Source organism: Azospirillum picis (assembly GCF_017876115.1).
Taxonomy (GTDB): Bacteria; Pseudomonadota; Alphaproteobacteria; order Azospirillales; family Azospirillaceae; genus Azospirillum; species Azospirillum picis.
Genome location: NZ_JAGINO010000029.1, coordinates 55,395 through 72,845 on the forward strand (window position 1 = coordinate 55,395; position 17,451 = coordinate 72,845).

At 68.4% G+C, this 17,451-nt stretch carries 17 protein-coding genes; 3 read left to right on the forward strand and 14 right to left on the reverse strand.

Translation table 11 applies throughout. The features are described from left to right. Positions 1–6: 6 nt before the first annotated feature. Entirely contained in the window at positions 7–234 is a 228-nt protein-coding gene (locus J2850_RS27845) for a formate dehydrogenase subunit delta (protein WP_209989602.1), read from the forward strand. Positions 235–325: 91 nt separating this feature from the next. On the opposite strand, the gene J2850_RS27850 is transcribed toward J2850_RS27845, so the two are convergent. From J2850_RS27850 to J2850_RS27915, 14 genes are all read right to left on the reverse strand, one after another. Continuing rightward, positions 326–1,942: a sensor histidine kinase gene (locus J2850_RS27850; protein ID WP_209989605.1), complete on the reverse strand. Its 1,617-nt coding sequence runs from the start codon at positions 1,940–1,942 to the stop codon at positions 326–328. Continuing rightward, positions 1,923–2,735, reverse strand: coding sequence for a response regulator transcription factor (locus J2850_RS27855; RefSeq protein ID WP_209989608.1), 813 nt, complete (start codon positions 2,733–2,735; stop codon positions 1,923–1,925). The genes J2850_RS27850 and J2850_RS27855 overlap by 20 nt, the downstream gene beginning before the upstream one ends. 28 nt (positions 2,736–2,763) lie before the next feature. Further along, positions 2,764–3,450, reverse strand: coding sequence for a hypothetical protein (locus J2850_RS27860; protein WP_209989611.1), 687 nt, complete (start codon positions 3,448–3,450; stop codon positions 2,764–2,766). 815 nt (positions 3,451–4,265) lie between these two features. Next, positions 4,266–4,610 carry a HesB/IscA family protein gene (locus J2850_RS27865; protein WP_209989613.1) on the reverse strand — a complete coding sequence of 115 codons (345 nt, stop codon included), beginning with the start codon at positions 4,608–4,610 and terminating at the stop codon, positions 4,266–4,268. 21 nt (positions 4,611–4,631) lie between these two features. Then, positions 4,632–5,066 (reverse strand): iron-sulfur cluster assembly protein, encoded by a 435-nt coding sequence (locus J2850_RS27870; protein WP_209989616.1) that lies wholly within the window; start codon positions 5,064–5,066, stop codon positions 4,632–4,634. Between the two features lie 16 nt (positions 5,067–5,082). Then, the gene (gene sufU, locus J2850_RS27875; RefSeq protein ID WP_209989620.1) at positions 5,083–5,550 is read right to left on the reverse strand and encodes a Fe-S cluster assembly sulfur transfer protein SufU; all 468 of its coding nucleotides are present in this window, start codon (positions 5,548–5,550) and stop codon (positions 5,083–5,085) included. Next, positions 5,547–6,809: a cysteine desulfurase gene (locus J2850_RS27880; protein WP_209989623.1), complete on the reverse strand. Its 1,263-nt coding sequence runs from the start codon at positions 6,807–6,809 to the stop codon at positions 5,547–5,549. The genes sufU and J2850_RS27880 overlap by 4 nt, the downstream gene beginning before the upstream one ends. A gap of 1 nt (position 6,810) precedes the next feature. After that, positions 6,811–8,175, reverse strand: a complete 1,365-nt coding sequence (gene sufD, locus J2850_RS27885; protein WP_246513646.1) for a Fe-S cluster assembly protein SufD — start codon at positions 8,173–8,175, stop codon at positions 6,811–6,813. Then, the gene (sufC, locus tag J2850_RS27890; protein WP_209989626.1) at positions 8,175–8,927 is read right to left on the reverse strand and encodes a Fe-S cluster assembly ATPase SufC; all 753 of its coding nucleotides are present in this window, start codon (positions 8,925–8,927) and stop codon (positions 8,175–8,177) included. Before sufC ends, sufD begins: the two co-directional genes overlap by 1 nt. Positions 8,928–9,036: 109 nt before the next feature. Then, positions 9,037–10,521 carry a Fe-S cluster assembly protein SufB gene (gene sufB / locus J2850_RS27895; RefSeq protein ID WP_209989629.1) on the reverse strand — a complete coding sequence of 495 codons (1,485 nt, stop codon included), beginning with the start codon at positions 10,519–10,521 and terminating at the stop codon, positions 9,037–9,039. A 42-nt stretch (positions 10,522–10,563) separates the two neighbouring features. Further along, a complete protein-coding gene (locus tag J2850_RS27900; protein WP_209989632.1) occupies positions 10,564–11,031 on the reverse strand; it encodes an SUF system Fe-S cluster assembly regulator in 468 nt (155 codons plus the stop codon). Positions 11,032–11,357: 326 nt separating this feature from the next. Next, positions 11,358–12,368 carry a hypothetical protein gene (locus tag J2850_RS27905; protein WP_209989634.1) on the reverse strand — a complete coding sequence of 337 codons (1,011 nt, stop codon included), beginning with the start codon at positions 12,366–12,368 and terminating at the stop codon, positions 11,358–11,360. A 9-nt stretch (positions 12,369–12,377) separates the two neighbouring features. Next, positions 12,378–12,818 carry a phage holin family protein gene (locus tag J2850_RS27910; protein ID WP_209989637.1) on the reverse strand — a complete coding sequence of 147 codons (441 nt, stop codon included), beginning with the start codon at positions 12,816–12,818 and terminating at the stop codon, positions 12,378–12,380. Further along, positions 12,815–13,735, reverse strand: coding sequence for a hypothetical protein (locus J2850_RS27915; RefSeq protein WP_209989640.1), 921 nt, complete (start codon positions 13,733–13,735; stop codon positions 12,815–12,817). The genes J2850_RS27910 and J2850_RS27915 overlap by 4 nt, the downstream gene beginning before the upstream one ends. Positions 13,736–13,943: 208 nt before the next feature. On the opposite strand from J2850_RS27915, the gene J2850_RS27920 reads away from it, so the two are divergent. After that, complete coding sequence (locus tag J2850_RS27920) at positions 13,944–15,119, forward strand: hypothetical protein (RefSeq protein WP_209989643.1); 1,176 nt, start codon at positions 13,944–13,946, stop codon at positions 15,117–15,119. A 145-nt stretch (positions 15,120–15,264) separates the two neighbouring features. Next, on the forward strand, positions 15,265–17,430 hold the full coding sequence (locus J2850_RS27925) for a malate synthase G (protein WP_209989646.1): 2,166 nt from the start codon (positions 15,265–15,267) through the stop codon (positions 17,428–17,430). Positions 17,431–17,451 lie beyond the last annotated feature (21 nt).

The window sequence follows — 17,451 nt, forward strand, 5'->3', positions numbered from 1 at the left end:
ACACCGATGAGCCACACGAACCATGCCAAGGACCTGGTCCGGATGGCGAACCAGATCGCCGTCCATTTCGCCACCTATCCGCATGAGGAGGCGGTGACGGAGACGGCGACCCATATCCGCAAATTCTGGGATCCGCGCATGCGCGCCGGCCTGTTCGCCCATGTCCAGTCCGGCGGCGAAGCCGACCTGCACGAGGTGGCGCGGGGGGCGGTGGGGCTGTTGCAGGCGCGGTGAGGGGCGGGGGGCTTCCCCCATTCCTTTCCCGCTCCCGGCGGGGCGATAGTCCGTCCGGTCGCGGGAGAGGGCGTCGGAAGGCTTGACGCTCCTAACCCGCCAGCGGCAGCGTCACCGTCATCCGCAACCCGCCGGTCGGACGGTTCTCCGCACGGACACGGCCACCGAACGCCTCAATGTTGCGGCGCACGATCCAAAGGCCGATTCCGAAATGCGTCGCCCCGGCCTGGTGGGCTGCGGCCTCGTCCTCCGGCATGCCGCGGCCGGGCTCACGCTGCGAGAAGTAGCGTTCGAAGATGCGCTCCAGGTTGGCCGGGTCGACGCCCGGGCCTTCGTCCTCGACCACCAGTTCCGTCCAGCGGCCGCTGCGGGTCAGGCGGACGCTGACCGTTCCTTCGGCGGGCGAGAAGCTGACGGCGTTCTCCACCAGATTCTCGACGATCGTCTCCAGCGTCTCCTCGCTGGCCCGGACCACGAGGCCGGCGTCGATGCGCGAACGCATGTGCAGCCGGCGTTCCGCAAGCAGGCCGGTGTAGCCGCCGGCCATCCGTTCCACCAGCGCCGACAGCTCGACCCGGCGGCGTGCCGGGGCCAGCAGGTCGGCCGCCGCCTCGTCCATGCGCCGGGCGAACGAGACGAGGCCGTCCAGCTTGTCCAGCGACTTCTCGATCATCGTCAGCGCGCGCTGGCTGCGGGCGTTCTCGGCTGGCAGGGCCCGGCGCAGCGGCTCCACCGACTGGCGGATCACGGCGATCGGCGTCTTGAAGGCATGCGCGTTGTCCTCGGCCGCACGGCGCAGCGACTGCGCGCTGTCGCGGAGCGTGGACACCAGCCGGTCGAAATCCTCCGCCACGCCGGCCAGTTCCGGCACCGTGTTGCGGGCGGCGAAGGAGGCATGGCGGCCTTGGGCGTCGGTGCAGTCCTCGCCGCTGACGATGCGACGGGCGAGGTCGCCGAAGCGGTTCAGGTTGCGCCAGATGCCGGCCAGCACCGCAAGCACCAGGGCGGCCATGGCCAGGTAGATCACCGCGGCGGCCTGGACCGCCGGCGTGCTCCAGTAGGGCCGGCCGAGCGAGGAGGAGATGTAGGCTTCGGTGGCGTGGCTGGTCACCAGCGCCCAGCAACCGAAACTGGTCTTGATCGGGGTGATGGAGGACAGGACCTCCTCGCCGCCTTCGGGATGCGGAACGCGCATGGCCAGCGTGGCGTTGCCGGCGCAGCTCGACCCCAGCCGGTCGAGCACCCCCTGCTCAAGCAGCAGGCGCCGTTCGGCGTCGAGGTCGGCGGTGGTCAGGCTGGGAGAGGCGGCGACGTAGAAGAACGGCTCGGTTCCGGCCTTGGTGCCGGGAGCGGCGGGGGAGGCGGTCGTCGTCACCCGCGGGCGCACCAGCAGCTTCAGCCGCGTGCGGTCGTCGCCATAGCGGGCGAGCGCACCGCTGAGGCTGGGCAGGGCGGCGCGGTCGACGCCCAGCAGTTCCGGCTCCAGGGCACGGGCGATCAACTCGCCCTGGCGCTGCGCACTCTTCAGCAGCAATTGCTGCGAGGCCTGGTCGGCCCGCTGGAACTGGTCGTAGAGAAGGACCGGCACCGCGATGAAGACCAGGATGAGCAGCAGCAGGCGGCTCGCCATCGACCGCCAGAGCCAGAGCAGGCGGGCGGACGCCCGTCGGGGCGCCCGCAGCGCGAGGTCAGTCGGCAGCAGCGCCATCGATCAGCATGTCCTCGCCCATTCCATCCTCGTCACGACCCTGGTTGGCGGCACCTTCGCCCTTGCCCCAGCGGTAGCCGAAGCCCGGATAGTTCTCGATGCAGCCGAAGCCGGCATCGACCGAGCGGAACTTCTGGCGGATGCGCTTGATGAAGGCGCGGACGTTGGCGCGGTAGCCCGACGGGCCGTAGCCGGCCATGAAGCCCTTGCCGTGCACGAGGTCGTAGATCTCGCGGTAGGAGACATCCTCCTCCGGCCGGGTCGACATCAGCTTGACGATGTTGAACTCGGTCAGCGTGAGGTCGATGCGCTGGCCCTTCCAGAAGGCGCGGCTGTTCTCCAGGCGCAGTTCCAGTTCGCCCAGGCGGTGGACCGCGGTGTTACCGGCGGCCTCCGCTTCCTCGGCCGTGCCCTTGATGCCGTCGAGGATCAGGCGCATGCGCTTCAGCAGGATCGACAGGCTGCGCGACTTCTCGACGAAGTCGAGCGCACCGCCGGCCAGCGCCGCCTCTTCATAAATCTGATCGGACAGCACCGTCAGGAAGATCACCGGGGTGGCGATGCCGCGGGCACGCATCTGGCGCAGGACGTCGATACCGTCGAGCTTGGGCATGCGCCAGTCAAGCAGGACGATGTCCACCGATCCGCCGGCGGCGAAGAAATCGAGGGCCGGCTCGCCGCGGTCGAAGGTGATGACCTCGTAGCCCTCGTCGCCGAGGTTGAGGCTGAGGGACTCACGGAAGAGGTCGTCGTCGTCCACCAGAGCGATGCGGGCAATGGTCGGTTCGGTCATTGCGGACATTCCCTTGTTCGACTCTCCCTTACTGAACACCTGTGCGGGCGGGGCGCCCGGTGTCAGCCTGTGCGAGGAGTTGGGCGAAGCATCGGTGGTCGGCATCAGGGACATTTTGGCTGCTCTTCATGTCGTAGGAGAGGGCGCGGAAGTCCTGGGAGGAGGTCATGTCCATGAAGAAATAGACCTTGAGCGTGCAATCGCCCTTGGCATACCGCCAGATCTTGGCAGGCGGCGCCTCTTCCCGTGCAACGGGGGACCCCAGGAGGTTGAGAGTCTGGACTTCGTCCAGCCCGACAAGGCTGTCGGGGTCGGCGTTGGTGGTTGCGGGAGGGGTGGAGGGCGCCCCGACCGCCGCCGGTATGGGGGCGGGGGTGAGAGCGGGGGCAGGAGCGGGAGCACTCACCGGGTCGGGAGCGATGCTTGCCAGGTCGCCGGCGGTCACCGGCGGTCCCGGCTGCGGCAGCGGCAGGCTGGGTTCCAGCGTCGCCAGTTCCGGCATCTTGCGGACCGGCTTGGCCTTCGGAACCGGCGGAGCTGCCGGCAGGCGTGGAAGGTTCGCCGACGCATCCGGCCCGCCCATTTCCGGACCCACCGTGCCGCCCGGGCAACCGGCCAGCAGCAGGACCGCGACCAGAAGGCCCGCATGTCGGCCCCGGCCGGCGGCGTAGGCGCCAATCTGCGCCACATCGCGGAGGACTGCCGGCACGGTCATAGGGGCGAGCCTTTCAAATCCAGGAGAGTCGGATATAACGACGTTAACACAGTTGGAACCAATTCCATCTAATCGCAAAGTCAACTTCGCGTCGAGGTTGGAGTTGGCCGCGTCTGATGTCTCTAAATTCAATCCAGTCTGGTTAATGGCGCGTTAAAGCCACAGCCGTTACCCCCATTTTGCGAAAACATACCAATATTTCGCAAAGTTTCGTTTGAAATCCATTGGATTTTTGACAAAGCCATCTGTCTTCCTATCCGAAGTGGTACCTAAATCGGTGGGAAGCTCCCTGTCGCCACTTCCGCCGGAAGGTCGAGCGGCACCCAGTTCGCTGAACTGAGCAGATGGGCAGATGGACGGGGAGGAGGAAGAGGGGAGGGCCAAAAAACAATCGGCGGCGGAGCCACCCGGGTATGGCTCCGCCGCCGCTCAGCCGGACGGGCAACAGGTCATATGTGGGCGCGCGCTGCGGCGGCCCATGGCGTTGCCTCTGGAACTCCAGCCGTGGTTCCGGCCGGCCGTCAGGCCGGTCGGCGTCGTGGGAACAATGCGTTTTCGGCACCATCCATCACGAACGCAATGATGCACCCGGCCCGAACCCCCGGTCAAGGTGGTATTACCAGAGAATAGGAGGGAGGCGCCGCCCCTTGCGAACGTATCGCGCGGGCGCGGAGGCAGCCGCGGCCGCGAGCGGAAGGGGAACGGGACACCTCCACCGGCAGCGCCCGACCGCCATCCCGCCATCGGGCCTGGCTGCGGCGGACATGGCGGTGCGGGAATGGTCCGGCCGGCAGGGCAGGGCGCCGGCAGTCTCCTCAGACGTGGAAGCTCTCGCCGCAGCCGCAGCGGCCCTTCTCGTTCGGGTTCTTGAAGACGAAGCCGGTCTGGAACTTATCGTCGACATAGTCCATCTCGCTGCCGATCAGGAACATGACGGCTGCCGGATCGATCAGGACGGTGACGCCCTTGTCCTCCACCACCTCGTCGAACTTCAGCTTTTCCTTGGCATACTGCACATCATAGCTGAGGCCGGAGCAGCCGCGCGCCTTCACGCCGATGCGCAGGCCGACGATCTCGTCGGTCGCCTTGGCCATCAGCGCCTTGACGCGCTCGGCGGCGGCGTCGGTGATGGTGATCGCCTTGGGAAGCGGGCGGGCCATGGTCGTGCACTCCTTGGACGCTCAGAACATATCCAGTTGCAGTCGGGCTTCTTCGGACATCATCCCCTGGTGCCAGGGCGGCTCCCAGACCAGTTCGATCTTCACCTCGTTGACATCCTCGACGCCCTTCACCGCCTGGCGCACCTGCTCGGGCAGTTCGCCGGCCACCGGACACATGGGGCTGGTCAGCGTCATGTCGATCTCGACATTTCGCTCACCATCCATGTCCACACGGTAGACCAGGCCGAGCTCCCAGATATCGACGGGGATCTCGGGGTCGTAGCAGGTCTTGATGGCTGCCACGACGCGGTCCATGAGCTCTTCCCGCGGGTCGTAGCCTTCGGGCGGCTTGGGCATCGGCGCGAAATCCGTCTTGTCGGCGTCCGCCGCCATCTGCGCCTCCGCCTCGGCGGGCGTCGGTGCGACCGGGCGCTGCATCATCGCTTCGTTCGGCATGATCGACCCCCTTCCGTCAATACTGGTCGCTGGAGGCCGCAGCCTCGCCGTGCAGGGCGGCGTTCATGGCGTGCCAGGCCAGCGTCGCGCACTTCACCCGCACCGGGAACTGGCGCACGCCCGACATCACCATCAGCTTTTCCATCGTCTCGTCGTCGACACCCTCGGGAATGTCCGGTTCGTCCTGGGTGCAGAGTTCGTGGAAGGCGTGGAACAGCCGCTCCGCCTCCGCGGCGGTCTTGCCGCGCACCAGTTCCGTCATCATGGAGGCGCTGGCGGTGGAGATGGCGCAGCCGCGGCCCTGGAAGGCGACGTCCTCCACCAGCCCATCCTTCACGGTCAGGTAGACCATGAAGCGGTCGCCGCACATCGGGTTCTCGCCCTTTGCCTCGCGGTTGGACTCGTCGGGATGGCGGAAGTTCCGGGGATGCTTGCCGTGGTCCAGGATCACTTCCTGATACAGCTCGCGCAGATCGTCCATCATGCTCCGAAGAACTCCTTGACCGCCAGGAGGGACTCGACCAAGGCGTCGGCCTCCTCCCGGGTGTTGTACAGGCCGAAGGAGGCGCGGACGGTCGGTCCGACCCCGAACCGCTCGGCCAGCGGCTCGGCGCAATGGCGGCCCACGCGGACTGCGACCCCGTACTGGTCGACGATGGTGCCGACGTCGTGCGGGTGGATGCCTTCCAGCGCGAAGGAGAGGATCGGCCCCTTGCCGGGCGCGGTGCCGACGATGCGCAGGCCATCGACCTGCGATAGCTGCTGCGTCGCGTACTGCAGGAGGTCATGCTCGTGGGCGGCGATCGCCTCGCGGCCCAGCGCCTCGACATAGTCGATGGCCGCCCCCAGCCCGATGACCTCGGTGATCGGCGGCGTGCCGGCCTCGAAGCGCGAGGGCGGCGCCTTGAAGGTGGTGCCCTCGAAGCTGACGCTCTCGATCATGTCGCCGCCGCCCTGGTAGGGAGGCATCCGCTTCAGCAGCTCGTACTTGCCGTAGAGCACGCCCAGCCCAGTCGGGCCGTAGAGCTTGTGGGCGGTGAAGACGTAGAAGTCGGCATCGATCTCCTGCACGTCGACCCGGCCGTGGACGACGGCCTGGCTGCCGTCGAACAGCACCGGCACGCCGCGCTCGTGCGCCAGCGCCGCGATGGCCTTGGCCGGGGTGACGGTGCCGAGCACGTTGGAGCAATGGGTGATCGCCACCAGCTTCGTGCGGTCGGACAGCAGGTCCTTGTAGGCGTCCATGTCGAGGACGCCGTCCTCGTCGCAGGGCACGACCTTGATGACGATCTTCTTCTCGGCCTGGAGAAGCTGCCACGGCACGATGTTGGCGTGGTGCTCCATGATCGAGAGGATGACCTCGTCGCCCTCGTTCAGGAAGGTCCGGCCGTAGCTGGCCGCCACGAGGTTGATCGCCTCGGTCGAACTGCGGGTGAAGACGATGCAGCGGTCGCTGGGGGCGTTGAGGAAGCGCGCGACCTTGGTCCGCACCGCCTCGAACTGGTCGGTCGCCGTCTGCGACAGGAAATGCACGCCGCGGTGGATGTTGGAATAATCCTCCTCCATGAAGCGCGTCATCGCCTGGATGACCTGGCGCGGCTTCTGGGCGGAGGCGCCGCTGTCCAGATAGACCAGCGGCTTGCCGGGCTTTCCCTTCCTGGCATGGACGCTGCGGGACAGCACGGGAAAATCCTCCCGCACCCGCTGCACGTCGTAGGCTTGGTTCAGGATGGCATCGGACATGTTACTTCTGCTCCTCCAGCCAGCCGGAGACGATCCGCTGGAAGGCGTCGCGGATCGACTCCTCGGCGATTTCCTCCAGGGATTCCGCCAGGAAGGCGCCGATCAGCAGGCCCTGGGCGGTGTCGCGGTCGATGCCGCGGGCGCGCAGGTAGAACAGCGCGTCGTCGTCCAGCTCGCCGGCGGTGCAGCCGTGACTGCACTTGACGTCGTCGGCATGGATCTCCAGCTCCGGCTTGCTGTCGATCTCCGCGGTGTCGGACAGCAGCAGGGCGCGGTTCAACTGGTAGCCGTCGGTCTTCTGCGCGCCGGGGCAGACGGTGATCTTGCCCTGGAAGACCGCGCGGGCGCTGTCGCCGATGACGCCCTTGTAGACCTCGCGGCTGGTGCCGTTCGGCTGGGCGTGGACGATCACCGTCGTGGTGTCGACATGCTGGTTCCCGCGCACCAGATAGCCGCCGCTGACGTGGGTCCGCGCCTCCGTCCCGTCGAGGCGGCTCACCACCTCGTTGCGCGACAGCCTGCCGCCGGTGGTCAGGATGTAGTTGTCGTAGCAGCCGCCGGTCGCCACCGTCGCCGCGATGTGCGCCAGATGAACCGCCGCGGCACCCTCGCGCTGCGCCTTGTAATGGTGCAGCGTGGCGCCCTCGCCGACGAAGACCTCGGTGACGTGGTTGGCCAGCGTCGTGCCGGCGCCCTGGCCGACATGGTGCTCCACCACCACCGCCCTGGCGCCGGCCTCGACGATCAGCAGGCTGCGCGGGTGGCGGGCGGTCGCCGCCCCCTCGGTCCCGACCGAGACGAAGACGAGCTCGACCGGCTGGTCGACCTGCACGCCGGCCGGCACCCGCAGCAGCGGGCCGTCGGCCAGATAGGCACTGTTGAGCGCCACCAGGGGCCGGTCGTCCGCCGCGGCGAGGCGGCCGAGATGGGCCGCCAGCAGCTCGCCATGGCTGGCGAAGGCGTCGGCGAGCCCCAGCAGTTCCACCCCCGCCGGCAACCCGGCGGTGGCGGACAGGTCGGCGCGGAAACGGCCGTCGACGAACACCAGCCGCGGGCCGCTTTCACCCGCGGCGCGCACGGTCGGCAGCAGGTCGATGGCGGCGGCGGAGGCTCCGGCCGGCTCGAATCCGACCTTGCCGAGGTCGCGCAGGTTGGTGTAGCGCCAGCTCTCGTTGCGGATCGTCGGCAGCCCGACGGCGGCGAAGCGCTCGCGGCCGGCGCTGCGCAGGTCGTCGAGCCAGGGCAGCCCGGCGCCCGGCAGCCCGCCAGGCAAGGCGTCCAGCGGCGCCAGGAAACCCGGCGCGGTCGCCGGATCGGCGCCCCGCGTCGAGTAGGTCATCGGTTGCAGGGGGGAGGGATTGCTCATCACGCGGCCTCGTTCACGCCGAAATCGCGGTAGCCGTTCTTCTCCAGTTCCAGCGCCAGCTCCTTGCCGCCCGATTTCACGATGCGGCCGGCCGCCAGCACGTGGACATGGTCGGGGACGATGTAGTCGAGCAGGCGCTGGTAGTGGGTGATGACCAGCATCGAACGCTCCGGCGAGCGCAGCGCGTTGACGCCTTCGGCCACGATCTTGAGCGCGTCGATGTCGAGACCGGAGTCCGTCTCGTCGAGGACGGCGAAGCGCGGCTCCAGCACCGCCATCTGCAGCGTCTCGTTGCGCTTCTTCTCGCCGCCGGAAAAGCCGACGTTGACCGCGCGCTTCAGCATCTCGTCGCTCATGCCGAGCGCCTTGGTCTTCTCGCGGATCAGCTTCAGGAACTGCATCGCGTCGAGTTCCTTCTCGCCGCGATGCTTGCGGATGGCGTTGATGGCGGTCTTCAGGAAGGTGGTGTTGCCGACGCCGGGGATCTCGACCGGATACTGGAAAGCGAGGAAGACGCCTTCGGCGGCCCGCTCCTCCGGCTCCATCGCCAGCAGGTCCTTGCCGTAGAAGCTGACCGAGCCCTCGGTGACCTCGTAGCCGTCGCGGCCGGCCAGCACGTAGGACAGGGTGCTCTTGCCGGCGCCGTTCGGCCCCATGATGGCGTGGACCTCGCCGGGGCGGATCGTCAGGTCGACGCCCTTGAGGATCTCCTTGCCGTCCACCGTGGCGTGCAGGTTCTTGATTTCGATCATCGTCTTCGCCTCGTTGTCTTCCCAAGCCGCCGGCACGCCGTCCGGACGCCGCGTTTCTTCTCTCGTTCCGCCACCGTCCCTCCCCCGTCGGACGGGGAAGGGAGCGGCCTCAGCCGACGCTGCCTTCCAGGCTGATGCCGACCAGCTTCTGCGCCTCCACGGCGAACTCCATGGGGAGCTCCTTCAGGACCTCCTTGCAGAAGCCGTTGACGATCAAGGACACGGCGTCCTCCTCCGAGATGCCGCGCTGGCGGCAGTAGAAGAGCTGGTCCTCGCTGATCTTGGCTGTCGTCGCCTCGTGCTCGATGCGGGCGGAGCGGTTGCGGCTCTCGATGTAGGGAACCGTGTGGGCGCCGCACTGGTCGCCGATCAGCAGGCTGTCGCACTGGGTGTGGTTGCGCGCGCCCTCCGCCTTGGGCAGGATCTTGACCAGCCCGCGGTAGGTCTGCTGCGCCCGGCCGGCCGAGATGCCCTTCGACACGATGGTCGAGCGGGTGTTCTTGCCGATGTGGATCATCTTGGTGCCGGTGTCGGCCTGCTGGAAGTTGTTGGTGATGGCGACCGAATAGAATTCGCCCACCGAGTTGTCGCCCTGCAGGATGCAGCTCGGATACTTCCAGGTGATGGCCGAGCCGGTCTCGACCTGCGTCCAGGAGATCTTGGAGTTCCTGCCGCGGCAAGCTCCGCGCTTCGTCACGAAGTTGTAGATGCCGCCGACACCATCTTCGTTGCCGGGATACCAGTTCTGCACGGTGGAATACTTGATGGTGGCGTCGTCCATAGCCACCAGCTCGACCACGGCGGCGTGGAGCTGGTTCTCGTCGCGCTTGGGCGCGGTGCAGCCTTCCAGGTAGCTGACGCAGGCTCCCTCGTCGGCGATGATCAGAGTGCGCTCGAACTGGCCGGTGTTGGCCTGGTTGATGCGGAAATAGGTCGACAGCTCCATCGGGCAGCGGACACCCTTGGGGATGTAGACGAAGCTGCCGTCGGTGAAGACCGCACAGTTCAGCGTGGCATAGAAGTTGTCTGTGTAGGGCACGACCGAGCCGAGATACTTGCGCACCAGTTCGGGGTTCTTCTGCACGGCCTCGGAGATCGAGCAGAAGATGATGCCCATCTCCTCGAGCTTCGCCTTGAAGGTGGTGGCGACCGACACGCTGTCGAACACGGCGTCGACGGCGATGGCCGGGGTCTTGCCCTCCGTCCCCTCGACGCCGGCCAGGATCTCCTGCTCGCGCAGCGGGATGCCGAGCTTCTCGTAGGTCTTGAGCAGTTCCGGATCGACCTCGTCCAGCGACTTGGGCCCCTCCTTCTTCTTGGGGGCCGCGTAGTAGTGGGCGTCCTGGTAGTCGATGGGCGGGAAGCTGACGGCGGCCCACTGCGGCTCCTCCATCGTCTGCCAGACGCGGAACGCCTTCAGGCGCCACTCCAGCAGCCACTCCGGCTCGCCCTTCTTGGCGGAGATGAAGCGGACGATGTCCTCGTTCAGGCCCTTCGGCGCGACTTCGGCCTCGATGTCGGTCGTGAAGCCGTACTTGTACTTCTGCTCCGTGACGGCGCGGACCTGATCGATGGTTTCCGGTTGGGCGGCCATGGCTATCTTGTCCTTTTCAAGAATTCCGCTGTGAGCGCCGTATCAGTGGGCGGGGCGGGGCGGCAGAGGGGCGGTGGAGGCTGCGGAGGCGGGGGGAGGGAAGGTGAGCGGCGCCATCATGTCGGCCAGCGTCACCCCCTCAAGCGCGCCGCGGATGGCCCGGTTGACCTTCTCCCAGCCGCCGCGCATCGGGCAGAGCTGCTCTACCCCGCATTGGCTGTCGGCACCGTCGACACAGGCGGTGAGCGCGATCGGGCCGTCGAGCGCCGTGATGATTTCCGCGATCGTGATTGCATCGGCAGGCCGGCTGAGCGCATAACCACCTGAAGCGCCCCGCTGCGAGGTGGTCAGCCCCGCCGGGGTCATCGCCTTCATCAGCTTGGCGACTGTCGGGGTGGGCACGCCGGTGCGGTCGGCCAGATGGGCGACGGTGTGGACCGTTCCCACTTGGCGCGCCATCTCGCTCAGCACGACGATGGCATAGTCGGTGAGCTTGCTCAGCCGGATCATGACGACATCCCGTTCGTCCCAGGTTTCGAATACAGGACTAATTTAGTCCTGATTGGAGCCGGAGCAAGGGGTTTTGTCAAGCGGGACATGGTGTCGCTGCAGGTCAGCCTTCGCGGTTCGGAAGGCTTGCCGCGAACGGCCGTGCGGCCCTGTCGAATATAAGCAGCGGCTTGCGGCAGAAGCTTGGCCCACCGCTGCGGCGGACGCGGTCGCATCGACGACTCGGCGGCGATTCGCCGGGGAAGCCGCCGGCCCGCAAACGGGGAAACCCCGCGCCGGCTGGGCGCGGGGTTTCGATCCGGTGCCGGCAACGCTCGCCGTGGCGGTCAGCCCGGCTTCTTCGCCTCTTCGCGAGCGGCTTCGGTGGCGGCGGACACCACGTCGCGGGCGTCCTCCTTGGCCGTCTCCAGGGCGGCCTGGGCGGCACGGGTACCGCGATCCACCGCATCCATCGCCAGCGCCTTGGCGCGCTCGGTCGCCTCGTCGGCATAGTCGCCGATCCAGCGGTTCTCGTAGCGCGTGCCGGGCAGGGCGGCGCCGATGGCGGCGCCGAGCGCCACGCCCATGGCGCCGGCGACGATCGGATGGTCCTCGACCATGTCCCAGAAGCCGGTCGATGCGCTGTGCATCCGCTGGCGCATATGGTCGCGCGACGGCGCCATCGACGACAGGCGCGAGGCCGAGCGGCTGACCTGCGACTGGCGGCCGCCGTCATGCGGCAGGCCGTGATCATCGTCCGAGCCGCCGCGGGACATCATGCCGCTGACGCTGTCGCTGGCGCGGCCATAGACGTCGCCGATCTTTTCGGAGGCGGTGTCGTAGGCCGAGCCGGCAGCCTGGCGCATGCTGTCGGAGGCGTGGCTGAGCGTCTCGCGGGCGTAATCGACGGCGTCTCCCACCCGGTGGCGGGCCGACCGCACCGTGCTGGAACGGGCGATGCGGCGGTCATAGCCCGTGCTGGACAGGGCCAGCCAGCCGAGGCCGATGCCGACCAGTGCGAGGGGGATCGGGTTGCTGGTGACGCTGTCCAGCACCGACCCTGAGGACGAGGATCGCGAACCGCTGCTGTAGCGGATGGTCTGGCCGCTTTCGAAGCGGTCCGCCGGGCGATCGGCGGGGCGGTCGGCCGGCGACGCCGGCGAATAGGTATGCTTCATCATGTGCTCCATCGGGGATCGGGCCATCAGGGATTGGGGTGACCATCGCGCCATGTGGTCGCGCAACCGGGCTGTCCGGTTGCGCAGAGCATCGACGGTGTCGCCGATGCGTTCGCGGCTGGCGCGGATGTTGCCCTCCAGGGCGTCGAGGTCCTGGTGCTGCCGGTCGGAGTCGGTCATCGGCGGGCCTTAGCGGGCAAGCTGGGACCGGGCCCAGCGCTTGTCCTCGTCCAGCGTGTGCATGGTGCGGCGCGGACGGAGGTTGTCGGGCTTCAGACGGTTCTTGCCGACATAGGCCAGGATGCCCCCCACCGCCAGCACCACCACGCCGACGATCAGCGCGGACAGCCAGGGCGAGATGACGTTGGACAGGCCGAGAACCGCAGCCGCCAGAAGGACCAGGAAGCCCGCGAAGGCGACCAGTCCGCCGATGGCGATGAAGGCCACGCCGCCCGCGGCCTCTGTGGCCTTGTCGGTAAGCTCGGCTTTCGCCAATGCGATCTCGGATCGGGCCAGGTTGGCCGTCTCGCGTGCGAGGTCGGCGAACAGGCCGGCCAGCGGCCGGTCCTGACGCGGGTCCCGCTGCTCGTCGTAACGACCGTATTGGGCGCGGTTCTCGGCGGCGCTCATGGACGCTGTCCCTGCGGCTTGGTGGTTGCGGAGGTGGCGGTGCCTGCCGGCGTGGCGCCGACGCCGGTGGTGCCGGAGTTCACCGCGCTGGCGGCGCTGCCGGTGGTCCCGACGGTACCCACCGCGGTTTCCGCCGACGGAGCGGCCGCGCGGCCGGAAACCGAAGCCGGGGCGGCGGCCAGCGGCATGCCGATCCGGGCCGGTGCCGGCTCGCCGGTGCGGCCGGTCACGCCGCCGGTCGACAGGTCACCGGTGCGCACCGGGCTGTGGGAGGGGCTATGGGCGGTGCCGTGGGCAGCGGACTCGCCGATCCCGCCGGCCATCGCGCGGTCGGGCGTGCGGTGGGTATCGGCGCGGCCGGAGTGGTCCCGATACAGCTCGCGGGACTGGCGAGACCCGGAGCGCAGGGAGGTGGACGCACGATGCATCCGCCGTTCACCGGAGCTCTTGATGAAGCGGGCGGCAAGGAAGCCGACCGCGAAGGCGGCGCCGATGAAGACCTCCGGCTGGCGGCGGGCAAAGCCCTCGACCTCGCCGACGATGTCGTCGAAGTCGGCGTCGCGCAGCATGTCGGCCACGCGTTCCACCCGGTCGGCGGCCTGCTCGGCATAGCCGGCGACCATGCCGTTGTTCTCTTCGGTCAACTGCTCGGCAGCCTTGTGCAGCGCGTTGGCGACGCCGCCGAGCTGGTCGGCCGCCCGGCCGGTCTGCTGCTCAAGGAGCGAGCGGATGCGGCCCTGGGCGTTGCCCAGAGTGTCGCGGCCGGCCTGCAACGCTTCGTCGGCCGCGCGGTTCACCGTCTTCTTCATGTCCTCGGCGCCGCTGCGCCCGCCCGATGATTCCCCTCCCACCATCCTGTCGGTGTTGGTGCCGGTCGGGTTGGGTCCGCCGGTGCCGGTCATGTCGCGGTTCGGCATCTTGTCTTTCCTCCTCGGGATTCCGGTCTTCCGCGGCTCCGCGCCTCGCGGTTTTGTACCGCCCGTTGCGGAAGCGGGTGTCGCATGGGGAAACACCAGCCAAGCCTTCGGGGTTCCACCGGACGGTGTTGCGCGAAATGGACAGGACGTACGGTTGTGGTAGACTCCGGCGGGAATATCCTGGGTATGCTTGGCCGGGGGTGAAGCGATGAGCCTCTTCAGCGTGGTAGCCGACGGCCAGTCTGGCCTTTTCCGGCTGCAGCAGGCGAAGAAGCCTTGGGAGAAGGAACTGGAGGCGAAGGACGCCCAGGGTCAGCTCGCCCAGAAGGCTGCGCGGGCGCAGGGGCAACTGCGGCCTTCGCCCGACTGGCTGCGCAACCAGGGCACGGCGCAGGCGGCGCTTGAGGAGGCGCGGCGGGTCGGGAGCCCGAAGGCCGCCGCCGCCGCACGCCTGGAGCAGGTCGAGCGCAGGATCGAGGAAATCAAGCTGGCGATGCGCTTCGCCCGCGGTGACGCCCAGAAGCTGGCGTCGCTGGCGCGCGACGCGGCACTGCTGGCGCGGGAGGCCGGGCGGGCCGCCAAGGAGTATGGCGCCGGCATCAAGGCCGCTGCCGAACTGGGGCTGCCGGGCGACATGGCCGCGGCCGGTGGCGGCGGTGCCATCACCACTTCCGTCAACGTCAGCGTTAGCAGCATGACCCTGCAGCAGACCGAAATCACCCTGGACATCGGCATCTCGGCCGGCGACGACGCAGGGGCGGAACGGTCGGCCGATGCGGCGGCCGATGTGGCGGCGGGAGCGGCCGACGGGCTGGCCGCCGAAACCGCAAGGCTGGCGGATGGCGGCTGCGCGGGCGGGGCGGGGCTTCCGGGTGGCCACCTGCCGGAAGAAGCGGCGCGCTTGGTCGGGCAGGTGCTCGCGGAGATCGGTTCCGCCGGGCTTGCCGGGGGCGCCGCGGCCAATGGCGGGGTGGGCGGGGGGAGTGCCTCGCCCGATCGGCAGGCGTCCATCCGCGCGATGATGTCGGACAACGCGTTGACGATGTCGCGCTACCGCGAGGCGGATGCCTTCGGCCGGCGTGTCGAGACTGTCCTGGCGGCTTCGCGGCGCATCATCGGCGAGGCCAAGGCCGCCAACATGGCGGACGTCTCCGAGGCGCGGCGGCGGGAGCGGCGCGACGGCTTCAAGGCCGACGACAGGATGGTCGGCGCCGCCCAGAGCGAGGTCGATGCCCTGCGTGCCTCCGCGCTCGTCTCGCCTGCTTCCGGACCGGGGGGCGGAAAGGCGGTGCAGGATGGGAAGGCCGGGGACATGGGCGGGCAGGATGCCGGGCCGGCCGCGGCGTCCGCCGCCCCGGCGCCCGTGCTCGACCTGCTGACCTGAGAGCCCGCCGGCCTGCTACCATTTCTCCATACGCTGCGGTGCGACATTGTGTTGACCGATTCAATCGGATGACGCGATAACCCTTTTCCAAGACTCCCGAAGAGGAGTCTGCGAACCGAGCGCAAAGAGAATGGGACGCAACGAGATGAGCAACTGGATTCGCCGCGGCGGCCTCGAAGTCGCCAAGCCGCTCTACGACTTCATCAACGACGAGGCGCTGCCGGGGACCGGTATCGACGCCGATCGTCTCTGGACCGGTCTCGATGCGCTGCTGCATGAGCTGGCTCCGCGCAACAAGGCGCTGCTGGACAAGCGCGACAGCTTCCAGGCGCAGATCGATGCCTGGCACGCCGCGCGCCGCGGTCGGATCTTCGACCAGGGCGAGTACGAGGCATTCCTGCGCGACATCGGCTATCTGGTGCCGGAAGGTCCGGACTTCACGGTCGGCACCGGGAACGTCGATCCGGAGATCGCGACGCTGGCCGGCCCGCAACTGGTGGTGCCGATCACCAACGCCCGCTATGCGCTGAACGCCGCCAACGCCCGCTGGGGCAGCCTGTATGACGCGCTCTACGGCACCGACGCCATCCCCGGTACGCCGGCGGCCGGCGGCTACGATGCCGCGCGCGGCGCGCAGGTGATCGCCTGGGCTCGCAAGTTCCTGGACGACAGCGTTCCGCTGGCCGAAGGCAGCCATGCCGATGCCGCCGCCTATGCGGTCGAGGACGGCGCGCTGGCCGTGGCCCTGAAGGACGGGCGCAGGACCGGCCTGAAGGACAAGGCCGCCTTCGTCGGCTGGCAGGGCGACGCCGCCGCGCCGTCCGCCGTCCTGCTGGTCCAGAACGGCACCCACATCGACATCCGGATCGACCGCAACAGCGTGATCGGCAAGGCCGACGCCGCGGGCGTCGCCGACATCGTGCTCGAAGCCGCCCTGTCCACCATCCAGGACTGCGAGGATTCCGTCGCCACCGTCGATGCGGAGGACAAGGTCGTTGCCTACCGCAACTGGCTGGGGCTGATGACGGGCAGGCTGGAGGCCAGTTTCGCCAAAGGTGCCAAGACCCTGGTGCGCACGCTGAACCCGGACCGCACCTACGCGACCCCGACCGGCACTGTGACCCTGCACGGCCGCAGCCTGCTGCTGGTGCGCAACGTCGGGCACCTGATGACCATCGACATGGTCAGGCTGTCCGACGGCAGCGAGGCGCCCGAAGGCATCCTGGACGGCGTCTTCACCTCGCTGATCGCCATGCACGACCTGAAGGGCGGCGGTCCGCTGCGCAACAGCCGGGCCGGATCCGTCTACATCGTCAAGCCGAAGATGCACGGCCCCGAGGAGGTCGCCTTCACCGACGAACTGTTCGGCCGCATCGAGGATCTGCTGGGTCTCGCCCGCAACACCCTCAAGGTCGGCATCATGGATGAGGAGCGGCGGACCACGGTCAACCTCAAGGAGTGCATCCGCGCCGCCAAGGACCGCGTGGTGTTCATCAACACCGGCTTCCTGGACCGCACCGGCGACGAGATCCACACCTCGATGGAGGCCGGCCCGGTCGTCCGCAAGGCGGCGATGAAGGCCACCAAGTGGATCGCGGCCTATGAGGACAACAATGTCGACGTCGGCCTCAAGGCCGGCCTGAAGGGCCGCGCCCAGATCGGCAAGGGCATGTGGGCGATGCCGGACAAGATGGCCGACATGCTGGCCGCCAAGATCGGCCATCCCAAGGCCGGCGCCAACACCGCCTGGGTGCCGTCGCCGACCGCTGCCACGCTGCATGCCACCCACTACCACGCCGTCAGCGTCGCCGCGGTGCAGGACCAGCTTGCCAAGCGCCAAGCCGCCGCGCTGTCGGACATCCTGACCATCCCGCTCGCCGACCGCCCCAACTGGTCGGAGGACGAGATTCGCGAGGAACTGGAGAACAATGCCCAGGGCATCCTCGGGTATGTCGTCCGCTGGGTCGACCAAGGTGTCGGCTGCTCCAAGGTGCCGGACATCCACGACGTCGGGCTGATGGAGGATCGTGCCACGCTGCGCATCTCCAGCCAGCACATCGCCAACTGGCTGCATCACGGCATCTGCAGCGAAGCTCAGGTGATGGAGGTGATGAAGCGCATGGCGGCGGTGGTCGACAAGCAGAATGCCGGCGACCCGCTGTACATGCCGATGGCCGCCGACTTCGACGGCAGCATCGCCTTCCAGGCCGCCTGCGACCTGGTGTTCAAGGGCCGCGTGCAGCCGAACGGCTATACCGAGCCGGTGCTGCATGCCCGTCGCCGTCAGGTGAAGGCGGCTGCCGGCGCGTGAACCCGTCCCCCGCTGCCCCGC

Excerpts from the sequence above, each read along its gene's own strand:
- J2850_RS27845 (WP_209989602.1), top strand. The coding sequence starts at position 7 with ATGAGCCACACGAACCATGCCAAGGACCTGGTCCGGATGGCGAACCAG.
- J2850_RS27910 (WP_209989637.1), bottom strand. The coding sequence starts at position 12,818 with ATGAGCGCCGCCGAGAACCGCGCCCAATACGGTCGTTACGACGAGCAG.
- J2850_RS27870 (WP_209989616.1), bottom strand. The coding sequence starts at position 5,066 with ATGCCGAACGAAGCGATGATGCAGCGCCCGGTCGCACCGACGCCCGCC.
- J2850_RS27850 (WP_209989605.1), bottom strand. The coding sequence starts at position 1,942 with ATGGCGCTGCTGCCGACTGACCTCGCGCTGCGGGCGCCCCGACGGGCG.
- J2850_RS27880 (WP_209989623.1), bottom strand. The coding sequence starts at position 6,809 with ATGTCCGATGCCATCCTGAACCAAGCCTACGACGTGCAGCGGGTGCGG.
- J2850_RS27860 (WP_209989611.1), bottom strand. The coding sequence starts at position 3,450 with ATGACCGTGCCGGCAGTCCTCCGCGATGTGGCGCAGATTGGCGCCTAC.
- J2850_RS27905 (WP_209989634.1), bottom strand. The coding sequence starts at position 12,368 with ATGACCGACTCCGACCGGCAGCACCAGGACCTCGACGCCCTGGAGGGC.
- J2850_RS27925 (WP_209989646.1), top strand. The coding sequence starts at position 15,265 with ATGAGCAACTGGATTCGCCGCGGCGGCCTCGAAGTCGCCAAGCCGCTC.
- sufB (WP_209989629.1), bottom strand. The coding sequence starts at position 10,521 with ATGGCCGCCCAACCGGAAACCATCGATCAGGTCCGCGCCGTCACGGAG.
- sufD (WP_246513646.1), bottom strand. The coding sequence starts at position 8,175 with ATGAGCAATCCCTCCCCCCTGCAACCGATGACCTACTCGACGCGGGGC.
- J2850_RS27900 (WP_209989632.1), bottom strand. The coding sequence starts at position 11,031 with ATGATCCGGCTGAGCAAGCTCACCGACTATGCCATCGTCGTGCTGAGC.
- sufC (WP_209989626.1), bottom strand. The coding sequence starts at position 8,927 with ATGATCGAAATCAAGAACCTGCACGCCACGGTGGACGGCAAGGAGATC.
- sufU (WP_209989620.1), bottom strand. The coding sequence starts at position 5,550 with ATGATGGACGATCTGCGCGAGCTGTATCAGGAAGTGATCCTGGACCAC.
- J2850_RS27865 (WP_209989613.1), bottom strand. The coding sequence starts at position 4,610 with ATGGCCCGCCCGCTTCCCAAGGCGATCACCATCACCGACGCCGCCGCC.
- J2850_RS27915 (WP_209989640.1), bottom strand. The coding sequence starts at position 13,735 with ATGCCGAACCGCGACATGACCGGCACCGGCGGACCCAACCCGACCGGC.
- J2850_RS27855 (WP_209989608.1), bottom strand. The coding sequence starts at position 2,735 with ATGACCGAACCGACCATTGCCCGCATCGCTCTGGTGGACGACGACGAC.
- J2850_RS27920 (WP_209989643.1), top strand. The coding sequence starts at position 13,944 with ATGAGCCTCTTCAGCGTGGTAGCCGACGGCCAGTCTGGCCTTTTCCGG.